At 64.5% G+C, this 13,259-nt stretch carries 14 protein-coding genes and 1 pseudogene; 10 read left to right on the top strand and 5 right to left on the bottom strand.

Annotated elements, in window-relative coordinates:
- Positions 1 to 1,435, bottom strand: a 1,435-nt coding sequence (locus tag VFA16_RS07695) for a fatty acyl-AMP ligase (protein ID WP_324967244.1), incomplete at its 3' end; no start/stop codon positions are given.
- A 741-nt stretch (positions 1,436 to 2,176) separates the two neighbouring features.
- Here VFA16_RS07695 and VFA16_RS07690 point away from each other — a divergent pair.
- Positions 2,177 to 2,476 carry a hypothetical protein gene (locus VFA16_RS07690; RefSeq protein WP_324967243.1) on the top strand — a complete coding sequence of 100 codons (300 nt, stop codon included), beginning with the start codon at positions 2,177 to 2,179 and terminating at the stop codon, positions 2,474 to 2,476.
- A 15-nt stretch (positions 2,477 to 2,491) separates the two neighbouring features.
- Here VFA16_RS07690 and VFA16_RS07685 read toward each other — a convergent pair whose 3' ends face one another.
- Entirely contained in the window at positions 2,492 to 3,535 is a 1,044-nt protein-coding gene (locus VFA16_RS07685) for a diacylglycerol/lipid kinase family protein (protein WP_324967242.1), read from the bottom strand.
- 268 nt (positions 3,536 to 3,803) lie between these two features.
- Here VFA16_RS07685 and VFA16_RS07680 point away from each other — a divergent pair, with 268 nt between their 5' ends.
- Positions 3,804 to 4,685: an oxidoreductase gene (locus VFA16_RS07680; protein ID WP_324967241.1), complete on the top strand. Its 882-nt coding sequence runs from the start codon at positions 3,804 to 3,806 to the stop codon at positions 4,683 to 4,685.
- A 4-nt stretch (positions 4,686 to 4,689) separates the two neighbouring features.
- Here VFA16_RS07680 and VFA16_RS07675 read toward each other — a convergent pair whose 3' ends face one another.
- Positions 4,690 to 5,175 carry an amino-acid N-acetyltransferase gene (locus VFA16_RS07675; protein WP_324967240.1) on the bottom strand — a complete coding sequence of 162 codons (486 nt, stop codon included), beginning with the start codon at positions 5,173 to 5,175 and terminating at the stop codon, positions 4,690 to 4,692.
- 93 nt (positions 5,176 to 5,268) lie between these two features.
- On the opposite strand from VFA16_RS07675, the gene pgsA reads away from it, so the two are divergent.
- From pgsA to VFA16_RS07650, 5 genes are all read left to right on the top strand, one after another.
- On the top strand, positions 5,269 to 5,859 hold the full coding sequence (gene pgsA / locus VFA16_RS07670) for a CDP-diacylglycerol--glycerol-3-phosphate 3-phosphatidyltransferase (RefSeq protein ID WP_324967239.1): 591 nt from the start codon (positions 5,269 to 5,271) through the stop codon (positions 5,857 to 5,859).
- 96 nt (positions 5,860 to 5,955) lie between these two features.
- Entirely contained in the window at positions 5,956 to 6,282 is a 327-nt protein-coding gene (gene clgR / locus VFA16_RS07665) for a transcriptional regulator ClgR (protein WP_324967238.1), read from the top strand.
- A gap of 120 nt (positions 6,283 to 6,402) precedes the next feature.
- Positions 6,403 to 7,230 (top strand): phage shock protein PspA, encoded by an 828-nt coding sequence (gene pspA / locus VFA16_RS07660; protein ID WP_324967237.1) that lies wholly within the window; start codon positions 6,403 to 6,405, stop codon positions 7,228 to 7,230.
- A 16-nt stretch (positions 7,231 to 7,246) separates the two neighbouring features.
- Positions 7,247 to 8,092: a phage shock envelope stress response protein PspM gene (pspM, locus tag VFA16_RS07655; protein ID WP_324967236.1), complete on the top strand. Its 846-nt coding sequence runs from the start codon at positions 7,247 to 7,249 to the stop codon at positions 8,090 to 8,092.
- A 1,023-nt stretch (positions 8,093 to 9,115) separates the two neighbouring features.
- Positions 9,116 to 9,913, top strand: coding sequence for a hypothetical protein (locus VFA16_RS07650; RefSeq protein WP_324967235.1), 798 nt, complete (start codon positions 9,116 to 9,118; stop codon positions 9,911 to 9,913).
- A gap of 55 nt (positions 9,914 to 9,968) precedes the next feature.
- Here the strand turns inward: VFA16_RS07650 and VFA16_RS07645 are convergent, their stop codons facing one another.
- On the bottom strand, positions 9,969 to 10,094 hold the full coding sequence (locus VFA16_RS07645; RefSeq protein WP_324967234.1) for a hypothetical protein: 126 nt from the start codon (positions 10,092 to 10,094) through the stop codon (positions 9,969 to 9,971).
- 254 nt (positions 10,095 to 10,348) lie between these two features.
- On the opposite strand from VFA16_RS07645, the gene VFA16_RS07640 reads away from it, so the two are divergent.
- Positions 10,349 to 10,705, top strand: coding sequence for a phage integrase SAM-like domain-containing protein (locus VFA16_RS07640; protein WP_324967233.1), 357 nt, complete (start codon positions 10,349 to 10,351; stop codon positions 10,703 to 10,705).
- A 427-nt stretch (positions 10,706 to 11,132) separates the two neighbouring features.
- Positions 11,133 to 11,408 carry a hypothetical protein gene (locus tag VFA16_RS07635; protein ID WP_324967232.1) on the top strand — a complete coding sequence of 92 codons (276 nt, stop codon included), beginning with the start codon at positions 11,133 to 11,135 and terminating at the stop codon, positions 11,406 to 11,408.
- A gap of 702 nt (positions 11,409 to 12,110) precedes the next feature.
- On the opposite strand, the gene VFA16_RS07630 is transcribed toward VFA16_RS07635, so the two are convergent.
- Complete coding sequence (locus VFA16_RS07630; protein WP_324967231.1) at positions 12,111 to 12,536, bottom strand: limonene-1,2-epoxide hydrolase; 426 nt, start codon at positions 12,534 to 12,536, stop codon at positions 12,111 to 12,113.
- 97 nt (positions 12,537 to 12,633) lie between these two features.
- Here VFA16_RS07630 and VFA16_RS07625 point away from each other — a divergent pair.
- Positions 12,634 to 13,259 (top strand): annotated as a pseudogene (locus VFA16_RS07625) (glycosyl transferase); the annotation flags it as partial.

Raw genomic sequence — 13,259 nt, 5'->3', positions numbered from 1 at the left:
CGGCCGACCGCTCCACGATGGCCTCGACGTCGGACGGGTAGCAGTTCACGCCGCGGACGATGATCAGGTCCTTGGTGCGGCCGCAGACGAACAGCTCGCCTTCGTACAGGAAGCCGAGATCTCCGGTCCGCAGATAGGTGTGTTCGTCGTCGCCCGCAATGCGGGCTTCGAACGTCTCCGCGGTTTTCTCGGGGCGGTGCCAGTAGCCGCCGCCCTTGGATGCGCCGGCCACCCAGATCTCGCCGATCCGGCCCTCGCCCAGGCCTTTTCGCGTTTCAGGGTCGACGACGCGGACCGTATTTCCGACCAGAGGTTTGCCGCAGCTCACGACTGGAGCCTGGTTTTTGTTCTCGGGAAGTGCCTTTTCCACCCGGACCAGGTTTTGCTCTAGCCCGCGTTTGTTCAGTGCCAGTGTCTGGCGGCCCTGAAGGGACACGATCAGGGTGTTTTCGGCCAAGCCGTACGCACCCGTCAGCGCGTCAGGCCGCAGACCGTAGGGGGCGAACCGCTCCCGGAAACGCGCAAAGCTCTTGGCCCGCAACGGCTCGGCCCCGATGACGATGCTCTCCAGGCTGCTCAGGTCTATCCCGGCCAGCTCAGACTCGGGCAGCTTGTCCTCGCGCAGGCAGTACTCGAGTGCGAAGTTCGGCGCCGGCGTGTGGGTGGCGCGCACCTCGCTGACCAGCCGGAGCCAGGCAGATGGCCGCTTGAGAAAGTCGAGCGGCGACATCGCATGCGTGGAACCACCGACCACCAACACGAACAAGTAAGCCGAGATCAGCCCCATGTCGTGATGCTGCGGCAGCCAGCTGACTGCCACTTCACTGCCCGTGAAGGCAGAGGCGTTGGCGATGATGTTGGCGTGGCTGACGATCACGCCCTTGGGATCGCTCGTGGACCCGGAGGTGTACTGCAAGAAGAGCACCGGCCCCGGCGTGTCGGCTACCGGACCGCCGCCGAAGTCCTGGGTGCCATCCGTGGCGAACCAGGGCAGTTCCGGGGGCCGCTCGGTGTCCGGCCAGGGCAGCCCGCCTGGCCGGGCGCCGAGCAGCTGGCGATAGTCGTACTCGAACTGCTTGGTCGACAGCACCGCCTTGGCCTGGCAGTCGCGCGCGATGAAGCTGAGCTTGGCCAGTCCCGCTTCGAAAGCCATTGGTAGAGGGGGACTGACCGGTACGGCGATCACCCCGATGCGCGCGCAGGCGATGAACGCCGCCACCATCTCCAAGCCGGGCGGGTAGACCAGCAGCGCCCGGTCTCCGGGCCGCAGGCCGGCCTCTGCGAACAAGTAGGCGGCCAGCTCACGGGTCCGCTCGGCGAAGCTTTGGTAGGTGTAGTGCTCGATCTCGCGGCCGTCGGCGTCGACGAACCGGTAGAGAACCTGGTCCGGCCTACGCTCTTCCCACGCCTGCAGGTAATCGATAAGCGTCTCCATCGTAGGAGTATCCCCTTTCCAGGTCGGTCTCGACCGAGATCAACAGAACTACTTCGCTCACTACATCAGTAGTATCGATAATACCGCCGCCGAAGAATATCAAGCAAAGCTAGAGAACGCCTTATAGGTACTCTACATCCAGTTCACAACATTCTTCCAGGCTAATTAATCGGAAGGGGGTCAACGGCCGCTTCCGGGATCCCACGACGCTCGCTCAGTCGACTGCAGAATTAGCGGCGACCGCCGCTGCAGCTGGTTCCGTGAGTACTGGAATCAGTAGATCAGTACCTATATTACCAGGTGGAGACAGAAAGTTGGCCGTAGATACGCGAATACTGACCTACGGAACTACTAATTGCAGTATTTAATGGTAATTCCGCTGAAGCGACGTCGTAGTCAACGTCGTTTCGATTAGTAGCAGAAAAGCCGTGCAAATTGAACTTCGACCGATTATGTGATTTATATCATCACAATTCCGGTACCTTAGCAATCGTTTAAGTCATTAGCAGCTATCGGCCAAGTCAGGTGGTCACAGGCGATGAAGCGCCCGTCGCGGCCGAGAACGAGCGTGCTGATGGCGCCTAACTCTGCCGTCGAGGCAGCCTGAAGGGCCAGGGCGGCCGCTGTAGACCATCCAGCAACACCCCGGCGATCCCAAACCTCCCATCGTGCATGAACTACGGATACACTGAACTGACGTACTGACATACTGACGTACTGCCGCTCAGGGAAGGTCGCCACATGAATGCCGACGCCGACCGGTCGCGCACCCACGCTGCCGCATCACTTACTCCCGCCGTTGCGGCGGCACCCACCGAACCCGTCATCCTCGGACGAACCCGGGTTACGAAAACGCGCCGAACCGTTGATCTCTCGCCGGCGCAGCACCGAGCGCTCGACATCTGGCAGCGCGACGCCGCCGACCGGCTCGGCGTGGCCCGCGTCACCGGACAAGAGGTGCTCTCCGCGCTCGTCGACCAACTACTGAGCGATCCCAAACTCTCCGCCCAGATCACGCGCGCCATCCGCGCTCGGCGCTGAACTTACGGGGGATCGCTACGGATGCCGCGTGACGTCTGGGGTTAGGCGGCGCCGAAGCCGCGCCGTTGACGCCGCGACCTGGGCGATGCGGATACGCGGCCCCGCCCGCGCCGTGAGCTTGACGATTCCGACGAAACGCTCCCCGTCGATGATCGGCGACAGTGGCTCGTCCTCGGCCTCGATGCTCATCTCCCGGCCGTTGATGTCGCGCACCGCAGACCCGTGCACCGTCCCGTTGGTGAGCGCCGCGGGAAGCTGGACAGCGATCAGCGACGGTCTCAGCTCCCCGGCTTGGAAATGCAGCGCACCAGGTTCGGAGGCCTTGGGGAAGAGCCGGAACGGACCGCCGATACGAAGGTCGATTGCGCCGGCATGCAGCAACCTGTGTGCGCGCGTCGGGACCTCCTCGCCGTCGATGACGACGCGGGCGTGCGTCGGCACGAACAACTGGGATGCCCAGTTCTCTCTGGCCATGTGGCCGGGGGCAACCTTGCCGGTTAGGTAGTCGCCGAACAGCCGAGCGATCACTCGAGCGACGGCCCCGCGGCCATGATCGGGGTTGGCGTAGTACTTGTCGTAGAACCGGTTGCCGACACCGCCGGCCGCGCACCCGAAGCAAATGCGATGAAAGCTCGCCCCGTCCGCAGTTTCGCCGTCGAGTTGCAGTGTGTCGAGCCACATTTCGGGCGGAGGCTGGTCGGTTTCGGCAGCTGTTGCCAACGTGCGGATAATCGCATCGGCCCGCCCGCGTACTCGCGCCTTGCGCGCGACAGCGTTGACGCTGCCGTTGTTGGTCGGCACGAACGTCGGCCAGCGTTGCGGATCGGCGTCGCATCGCTGGACTTCGTTGATCAACCAGTGCAGCGCTCCGTCGCCGCCGTCGCCGACAAGGTGTGTGACCCGCGGATAGAGCTGTTCGACGACGCTCCGGAGATCCTCGACCGACGCGGTTTCGTGCACCTCGCCGCACCGGCCGACGAGGCGACGCAGCTCGGCGCTGCGATCGGCCGCCGCACGATTTTTTCGTGCCAGCGGATTGACGATGACGCCTAGATACATTCGCAAGCCATCGACGCTTGGCTGGCAGCTACCAGTCGCCGCCGCGCCAACGGGTAGCTGTCGTCGGAAAGGGCTAGATCGCGTCCCAATTGCGTACTCCTGGTTCGATGGCCGTCGGGGCGCCCAGGGGGATTGGCGCGCGCTTCCCAGCGACGATACCGGGAGGCTCGCGTTGGTCAGGGAGACGTCTGGACCGGCTACACGCTCGGTAGGTCCAGCCGCTAATCCGTGTCAGGACCTCGCGCAACGTCGGATTAGGGTGTCTGCCATGGCTGGTTGGACCGCAGCAGAGCTGCCCTCGTTCACCGGGCGCACCGCGATCGTCACCGGCGCCAACAGTGGCCTGGGCGAGGTGACCGCCCGCGAGTTGGCCCGGGTCGGCGCTCACGTGATCCTCGCGGTGCGCGACATGCGAAAGGGTGAAGCCGCCGCCCAGAAGATGGCCGGCGGCACCACCGGCCACCTCGAGGTGCGCCAACTCGACTTGCAGGACCTGTCATCGGTGCGGCAGTTCGCTGATGACATCGATCACGCCGACGTTCTGATCAACAACGCCGGCATCATGGCCGTCGACTATGCGCTGACGGCCGACGGCTTCGAGCGTCATATCGGTACCAACCACCTCGGTCATTTCGCGTTGACCAACCTGCTGCTGCCCAAGCTCACCGACCGGGTGGTGACGGTGTCCTCGCTGATGCACCACTTCGGCTACATCAGCCTCAAAGACCTAAATTGGCAGTCCCGGCCCTATTCGCGGTGGCTTGCCTATAGCCAGTCCAAGCTTGCCAACCTGCTGTTCACCAGCGAGCTGCAGCGGCGCCTGGACAGCGTCGGCTCCCCGGTGCGCGCGCTGGCCGCCCACCCCGGCTGGTCGCACACCAACCTGCAGGGCCGGTCCGGCCGCAGAGTGAGCGACGCGGTGGTCTTGGCGGCCGACCGCGTCGTATCCACCGATGCCCACTTCGGCGCCCGCCAAACGTTGTACGCGGTATCGCAGGATCTCCGGGGTGACACGTTCGTCGGCCCGCAGTTCGGCTTCTACGGCCGCACCCAGCCGACCTGGCGCAGCCCACAGGCCAGGCGCGCTTCCACTGCCGCCGCGCTCTGGGAGCTGTCCGAGCAGCTCACGGATACCAAATTTCCGCTCTGAACCTCTAGAGAATCAACAGCATCCGGGAATTGCCCAGGATGTTCGGCTTGACATAGCTCAGGTCGAGGAACTCGGCGACGCCCAAGTCGTAGGAGCGGCACATTTCCTCGTACACCTCGGCGGTCACCGGCGTGCCCTCGATCTCGGTGAAACCGTGCCGGCTGAAGAACTCGGTTTCAAACGTCAACACGAACAGCCGCTTCAGCTCCAGCTCGCGCGCCACCTCGATAAGACGGTCCACGATCGCGTGGCCGATGCCGCGACCCGTCATATCGGGATGTACTGCGACCGTGCGTATTTCGCCGAGATCGGACCACAACACATGCAGGGCGCCGCAGCCGATCACCTCGCCGTCGAGTTCAGCCACCCAGAACTCCTGGATCGCCTCGTACAGCGTCACCATGTTCTTTTCCAGCAGGATCTTTCCGGCGTAGGTGTCCACCAGCTGCTTGATCGCCGGAACATCCGAGGTACGCGCGCGCCGGACCACGGCCCCATGGTCCGGTGAACTGCCCGCTGGCTCCACGGGTGCACAGTATCGGCATTCGGGACGCACCAGCTGGGCACCCGTTATTCTGATGCCGTGACGGGACAGCCTCAAACCGGTCCCACGGTACGGCGGGTCCGTGTCACCAACGTCGCCAACATGCTGACAGGTTTGCGGCTGGTACTGGTCCCGATCTTCGTCCTCGCGTTGCTCGCCGGTGACGGTCACGACACCACCAGCCGCGTCGCGGCTTTCGTCATCTTCGCTGTGGCGGTCATCACTGACCGGTTCGACGGTGCCCTGGCCCGCACCTACGGCATGGTGACCGAACTGGGCACGCTGGCCGATCCGATTGCAGACAAGGCGCTCATCGGCGCAGCGCTGATCGGGCTTTCGACGCTTGGTGACTTACCGTGGTGGGTGACCGTGGTGATCCTCGTGCGCGAGGTCGCGGTGACCGTACTGCGGTTCGCCGTGCTGCGGCGAGGCGTTATTCCGGCGAGCTGGGGCGGCAAACTCAAGACGCTCGTTCAGGCTGTGGCGATCGGCTTGTTCGTCCTACCGCTTTCGGGTTCCTGGCTGGTGGCCGCGACGGCGGTGATGGGCGCTGCCGTCGTGCTGACGGTTGTCACCGGGGTGGATTATGTCGCGTCGGCTGCCAGGGAAGTTCGCTGCACGACCCGCTGACCACGGACGACCCCGGCGGGGAACCACGCCGCAGCGGTGGGCGTTGACGTTAGTAACCGCTGCGAATAACCGACGACCCGGACAAAGGAGAGCGCGATGGCGTCACTGCTACGGGAGGTCATCGGCGAGGTGCTGCGCCGGGCGCGGACTTCCCAAGGTCGAACGCTGCGGCAAGTATCCGAATCTGCGCGGGTGAGCCTCGGATATCTCTCCGAGGTCGAGCGCGGCCGCAAGGAGCCCTCCAGCGAGCTGCTGAACGCGATCTGCGACGCGCTGGAGGTTCCGTTGTCCGAGGTGCTCATCGACGCCGGTGAGCGGATGGCAGCCCATGAGCGTGCGGCCGCTCCGACCACGGCCAGCGCCGCCAACATCGATGCGAGCACCAAAGTCGTCATCCCGCCGGTGTCGCTGGCCGTGGCCTGACCCGGTCGGTGTTTGGCTTATGCGCAACACGGGTGGGGCAATCGACGCCGAACCGATAAATTGAGCAGCAGGGGCCGGCAGTCCATTCGGCGCACCTCGACACGAAGGCGGAGCTAACCCATGGCCAATCCGTTCGTCAAAGCGTGGAAGTACCTCATGGCGCTGTTCAACGCCAGGATCGACGAGTACGCCGATCCCAAAGTGCAGATCCAGCAGGCCATCGAAGAAGGCCAGCGCCAGCACCAGGCACTGACTCAGCAGGCGGCGCAAGTGATCGGCAACCAGCGTCAACTCGAGATGCGGCTCAACCGCCAGCTGGCCGACGTAGAAAAGCTTCAGGTCAACGTCCGCCAAGCCTTGGCGCTGGCCGACCAGGCCACTGCCGCCGGCGACACCGCCAAGGCCACCGAGTACAACAACGCCGCCGAAGCGTTTGCGGCCCAGTTGGTCACGGCCGAGCAGAGTGTGGAAGACCTCAAGGCGTTGCACGACCAGGCGCTGCAAGCCGCCGGCCAAGCCAAGAAGGCCGTCGAGCAAAACGCAATGGTGCTGCAGCAGAAGATCGCCGAGCGCACCAAACTGCTCAGCCAGCTCGAGCAGGCCAAGATGCAAGAACAGGTCAGCGCGTCGCTGCGGTCGATGAGCGAGCTCGCCGCGCCGGGTAATACTCCGAGCCTCGACGAAGTGCGCGACAAGATCGAACGTCGCTACGCCAACGCCGTCGGCGCCGCCGAGTTGGCGCAGGGCTCGGTTCAGGGCCGCATGCTCGAAGTCGAGCAGGCCAGCGTGCAGATGGCCGGCCACCAGCGCCTAGAACAGATTCGGGCGTCGATGCGCGGTGAGGCTCTGCCGGCCGGGGGACCGTCCGGCGGCGCGGCTGCGGGCAGCCCTGCCACTCCTGCGGCAGCTTCGGAGCCCACCGCGGAAAAGCCCATCGGCCAGAACTAAGCGGAAGGTCGGCACCATGGCGGTGAATGCGAGTCAGCGGGTCACGGTCAGCGGAGCGTGGCGCACCTTGATGCAGCGTGGTTTCGACACCGCCAACGAGCTTTCGGATTTTGTCGCGCAGAAGATCAGCGCGGTGACCGATCCACGTGCCCGGCTGCTGCGGCGGCGCCGCCGCGCACTGCGCTGGGCCGTGATATTCGGTGTCGCATCAGTATTTTGGGCAGTGGTGACGGTGTTGCTGGCGGCCTGGGGATGGTTCGTGGCGCTGCTGGTGGTCACCGGCTCCATCGCGGCGGGCTCGGCGATTCCGGCGACGCTGTTGCTGCTGCGCTATCGCTGGCTGCGCTCCTTACCGTTGCCGACACAGCGGGCCGCCAACGCGCGCCGGCTGCCGCCGCCGGGCTCGGCGGCGCGACCCGTGATGCATGCGCTGGGTTCGTCCGAGCGCGGCTTCTCCTCGTTGTTGGGTGTGATGGAGCGCGGCAATATATTGCCTGCCAGCGAAATTCGTGAGCTGTCCGATGCGGCCAATCAGACTTCCGCTGCCATGGCGGCCACCGCAGCAGAGGTGGTGGCGATGGAGCGCACCGCCAACTTCAGCCCGCAGTCGCGGTCGTATCTGGTGCCCACGATCAATGCGTTCACCGCGCAGTTGAGTGCCGGTGTGCGTCAGTACAACGAAATGGTAACTGCGGCAGCGCAATTGGTATCGTCGGCGAACGGCGGCGCGACGGCCGCCTCCCCGGCGTCTCAGCAACGCTATCGTGATGAGCTCGCCGAGGCGACCGATCGCCTGATCGGCTGGGCGCAGGCGTTCGACGAACTGGGTGGGGTGCGCGCGTCTAGAGGCTTCGGCACCTAGAACGACGGACGCAGCGACGGAAACACGGTAGCCGCTAAGCCACGCAGGGGCCGTGAGCTAACCCAGATACCCACCTAGCCTCGGGATTTGCACACGCTGGCACACGGCTACGGTATGGGTAGGGTACTGCTTCAATTAGCCCCTGGCCGCCGGGGTGGTGCGCCGGGGGCCGCCCCCGATCCAGCGGAAATGCATCACCGAAAACCATGTGATCAAGGGCGGGGAACCGCTACATCGGCGTTCGGGATTCGGGCTCCTGCAGTGTCAAAAGAATTCCTTCCTGCGGGAGTGGGTATGCGCGTCCGGATTTTCCTATTCGTCGTCGCGGCGATTGGAGCGGCGGTGTTAGGCGCTGCCCCAGCAGCCGTTGCAAGCGGGCCGACTACGGTCCTGGCTAGTTGTGGCACGGGCTACTACACAAACTCGGACGGGCAATGTATTCCCGATCCATCGTCGGGCGGCACTCTGCCTCCTAACGGTGCGCCAGGGCTCCTCACGGTGCCCGGTGGCCCCCTCCTGGAGCTACCGCCATCTGCCGGGACGGCGATTATTCATCCAGCACACCACTCGGGTACCTGCTCGGGACACGGCGGCGTACGGCAGTGGCTGACAAGCTGACTGCTACTTAGCCCAACAGCCCCACTCGGGCAAGACTCTCGGAGCCTGCCGTTTAACTCCGGCAAGCCGCCGCGCCGCGATGCCGACTTCATCTTCGGCGGCGACGCCTGCTACATCGATGACGAGAGCCACAACAACCTGCAGTACGTCGCCGAGAGCGTGGTGGTAACGCATAAGCCTGCTCAACCGTTACTAGCTGTGACGGATGAGGCTTATACACCACGCGCGAGCGGAATCTCGGCATTGAAAACCGGCGTGTCTACCGCTCCAGTGTCACCCCACGGTGATTCACTGGTCGGCGGCTCGGCCCGAACAAGATGGCCAAGCCCGGTAGCGCCCGCCCGCGCTACCGAACCGACCAGTCGAAAGGCTACAACTAGATTGTTCCCCGCAAATGTACTAAAGGTGTTGATCGCCACGCCGGGAGATACCGGTGCTGAAGTTAAGGCGATCATCCAAAGCATCCATAGCTGGAATGGCCGTCGCGGCGAGGCAGAGGGGGTGATTCTGCTTCCCCGCCATTGGAAGTCGGACACCGTGCCTCTGCTCAATGCCGAGGGTGGCCAAGCGGTTGTCAACTCGCAGATCGTTGACGACTCCGACATCGTCGTCGCTGTGTTCGACAGTCGCCTTGGCAGCGCAACAATGGGCGCCGTCTCGGGCACTGCCCACGAGATCGAAAGCACCTCCGAGGCCGGGAAGCCAGTGCATGTCTACTTCTCGGACGAGCCGATCCGCCGCAGCGCTGCTGACCCCAAAGAGCTTGGCCGACTCAACAAGTTCCGCGTCGAGATGGAAGCCAAGGGATTGGTCGGGGTGTACGTCGACCCGACTGATCTTGGCCACCAGGTTCGTGAGGCCATCGAGCACGACCTGATGAAGTTGGATCTCGGTGTGCCGGCGCTGCCGGTTGCAGCCCCCGTCGAACACGCGATCCCTTACCTGAGCTATGACGAGTTCAACAAGCGGTTGATGGTACAGAACATGAGCACTAGCGTGCGTGCCAATCAGCTCACACTCGAAATCCCCAATGGCAACTACCGCATTGACTATGACGGCGAGCCGATCGACCTGCCGCCGCTCGCACCGGCGCAGTGGCCAGTGATTCTGTGGATGGGGTCGGACAGGCAGGTGAAGATCACAATTCGTTGGCTGGAAAACGATGAGCCGCAGGAGGAAACCCAGACGGTGTTCTTCTACTGACGCCCGGTAGCCGGTCGCCCACCGCTCTGTTGGATTCAATCGCCAGGGTGACCGGCTACTTGCCGCGCTTCTTGCGCGTTGGCGTGGCGCTGCTCTTGGCGCGGCGACCCACCTTGCCTGTACCCGCGCGGGCCTGCCGGGCGAACCGGGCGCGGTGCGCGGCTTGCTTTTCGGTGGCCATCAGCGAAACACCAACCTTTCATCTTTCGGTGGGTTAGCAACCGGGGCGGGCCCGCCCCGGCTGCTGCTTATGGGACCGCAGCGACGGCGGCCCAGCGCTACCGGCCGCTCGCTACCGGGCACGGCGACGCCCCGGCCTAGCTCGCAGCGGTACCCGCTTGTAGGTGCTGCCCTTGCGTTCGGGTAGCGCCGCATAGCGCGCCTTACTTGCCTTACCTAACTCGTGTTGTTCGCCGGTCGCGTGCCCTTTGCCCAGTGCCCACTTACGATTACGCGGCAGGTTGGCTGGACGAACAGGCGGTGAAGCTCGAGACCGGCAAGCTCAAGGTCAGCACCTACGAGAAGTATCAGGCTGTGCTCGCGCGGTATGCGCTTAAGCAGTTCGGCGACAAAGCAGTTGTGTCAATTACGCCGCGTGACTGCGAGCGTTTCCGCGCCGATTTGGTCGAGAGGCTGAGTCGCAAGTCGGTGCGCGATGCCTGGCAGCCATTCCGCGCGGTGCTGCGATACGCCCAGCGGCATAACGCGATACCGGCCAACCTGCCGACGCAATCGACTTCGGCAGCATGCACGCGGTGGGCGATGACGCCGAGACGCCGCGCCGGGCACTAACCGGCTCACAGGTCGCAGCCCTCGCCGCGAAGATCGTCGAGCGGTACCCGGTGTATGAAGTGCTGGTGTTGTTCCTGGCGTACAGCGGGTACGTGCCGCCGAGGCGCAAGGGCTGGAAGTGCGCGACCTGGTTATCACGAAAACCGCTGCCGGCCAGAGTCGCTGCACGGTGCGGGTCGAACGCACGAAGTCACGGCGAATGGGTCACCGGTACACCAAAGAGCAAGCGCAGTAAGCGCACCGTGCCACTACCGCCTTCGTTGGCGGAGCGGATGGCCGACTACCTCGCGGAGCACCCGCGCGCCGACGATCGACCGCGCCGTTGTGGCCGAGACGCCGACGCGGAGGTTACCGCCCCAAGGGGCAGCGGGGCGGTTCGCAGCCGGACTGGTCGCAGCCGTGCGACCTCAACGGCCTGCACACGCGAGTGATTCGTCCGGCGCTCGCCGAGGCCGGGTTGCCGCATTGCCGCGTCCATGACCTACGCCACACCTTCGCCGCGCTCCAATTGTCAGCGGGAGTTCACTACATGCAGGTGTCGAAGTGGATGGGCCACGCAACCTACGTCATCACGTTGACGACGTATGGCGAGTGGATACCGGAGGATGACGGCGGGGTGCCGAACGCGCTACCGGAGCCGGTTGCAGGGGTGCCGGGTACGAACGTAATTAGCCTGTTTGGCGAAGCAACCAACTGCGGCTGAAATTAGTGGAGCTTCCCATCTGGGCCGATTGTGTTCTGGAACGGGTGATCGGTGTATCCGCGCCCGTGTAGGTAGTCCAAGCACCCCTTCAGAACTGAATCGTGGTCGTAGGCCAAGTTCAGGCCACTGCGAGCCTCGTCTGGATTGACGGCACCCGTACGGCCCATTGCCCAGAAGGTCATCCCATTCTCGCAAGCAACGTTTGGGGTCAGTCCTGCCTCCGCACCGGTGACAGCAGACTGGGGTCCAATTTCGTTGTATCCCAACTGGTAGGACTTGGTCTGAAGCGGTGTCTGAGATGGCTTGGAAACCTTCGCAACAACGCCAACCGCTAAAAGCAGTGCGGCTACTGCAACCAAAGCTGCAACCCATGTCCAACGTCGCTTGTAGATCGGACGTGCGTGCCTGAAAGTCGCGTACTGCGGGTGCGGCGGCGGTGGCTGGTAGTAGTAGCCCGCTGGCTGCTGATCGCGGTACTCCGGACCGGTCATCCCATTGCCTTTTCTGTCGGCGAGCGCCTTTCCTCGCGACCACGTTAACTCCGCAGTACGGCCCCACACGGGGGAAGTGCGGAAAGTCGCCACGAGCCACGCAGCGGTCGATGGATACAACGCAAGCCCCGCCCGCTCGCCGGGGTGAGCGACCCGGTTAGCCGACGGGTCGCCTAGCCCCTACACCGCCGTGGCGCCGCAAACGCGGAGGTCAGAACGACGGACGCAGCGACGGAAACACGGTAGCCGCTAAGCCACGCAGGGTCGCCTTGAACATGTCGTAGAAGTCAAAGTAGTCGCGCCACAAGGTGATTCGTCCATTGTGGACCTCGAAGACGCCGCAGACCCAGAACTGCAGGCGCAGGGGACCGAAGATCAGCGCGTCGGTGCGTTCTGTGAGCACCGCGGCGCCGTCGGATGCGATGCGGTGGATCTTGACCTCGAAGCTGGCGCGGCCCTGCATACTGCGGAACAACTTCATCGTCCGGTCGCGGCCGTAGATAGTGGGCAATCCGACGTTCTGGTAGACCAAGTCGTCGTCTAACACCGCGCCTGCGGTGTCGAAGTCTTCGTCTTGCAGCGCGTAAAGGAACTTCTCGACCGTTCGGGTGTTGTCAACGGTGGTCGGCTGAGTCATGGTTGCCAGCCTAGTGGTGATCGCAAGCGCGGCGGAGCCGGGCGCAGCGGGTCGCCACGCATCAATCTAGCGCGGTAGCTGTGGCAGGGTAGGGCAAGTGCGAGTCGCCGTGGTCGCCGGCCCGGATCCCGGGCACTCGTTTCCCGCGATCGCGCTGTGCAAACGCTTCTTGACTGCGGGTGACAAGCCGATCCTGCTGACCGGCACAGAATGGCTCGAGACCGCCCGGGAGGCCGGCGTCGAGGCCGCCGAGCTGGAGGGACTCGAGCCCACCGCGGCAGACGACGACCGCGACGCCGGGGCCAAGATTCACCAGCGGGCGGCGCGGATGGCGGTGCTCAACGTTCCGCAGTTACAAGAGCTAGCCGTCGATCTGGTGGTATCCGACGTCATCACCGCCTGCGGCGGCATGGCTGCCGAACTGTTGGCCATCCCGTGGATCGAACTCAACCCGCATCCGCTGTATCTGCCGTCCAAAGGGCTGCCACCGATCGGCAGCGGGCTGGCGGCGGGGACCGGTATCCGGGGGCGGCTTCGAGATGCCGTACTGCGGTCGCTGAGCGCGCGATCGTGGCGCGCGGGCCTGCGCCAGCGCCAGGAGGCCCGGGTCGGCATCGGTCTGCCGGCCAGTGACCCGGGACCGTTGCGGCGATTGATCGCCACGCTGCCCGCCTTGGAGGTTCCGCGGCCGGACTGGCCGACCGAAGCGGTGGTGGTGGGTCC

This window comes from Mycobacterium sp. (genome assembly GCF_035653355.1).
Taxonomy (GTDB): Bacteria; Actinomycetota; Actinomycetes; order Mycobacteriales; family Mycobacteriaceae; genus Mycobacterium.
The sequence above is the reverse complement of the archived record's forward strand: the minus strand, read 5'-3'. Positions and strand labels throughout refer to the sequence as shown.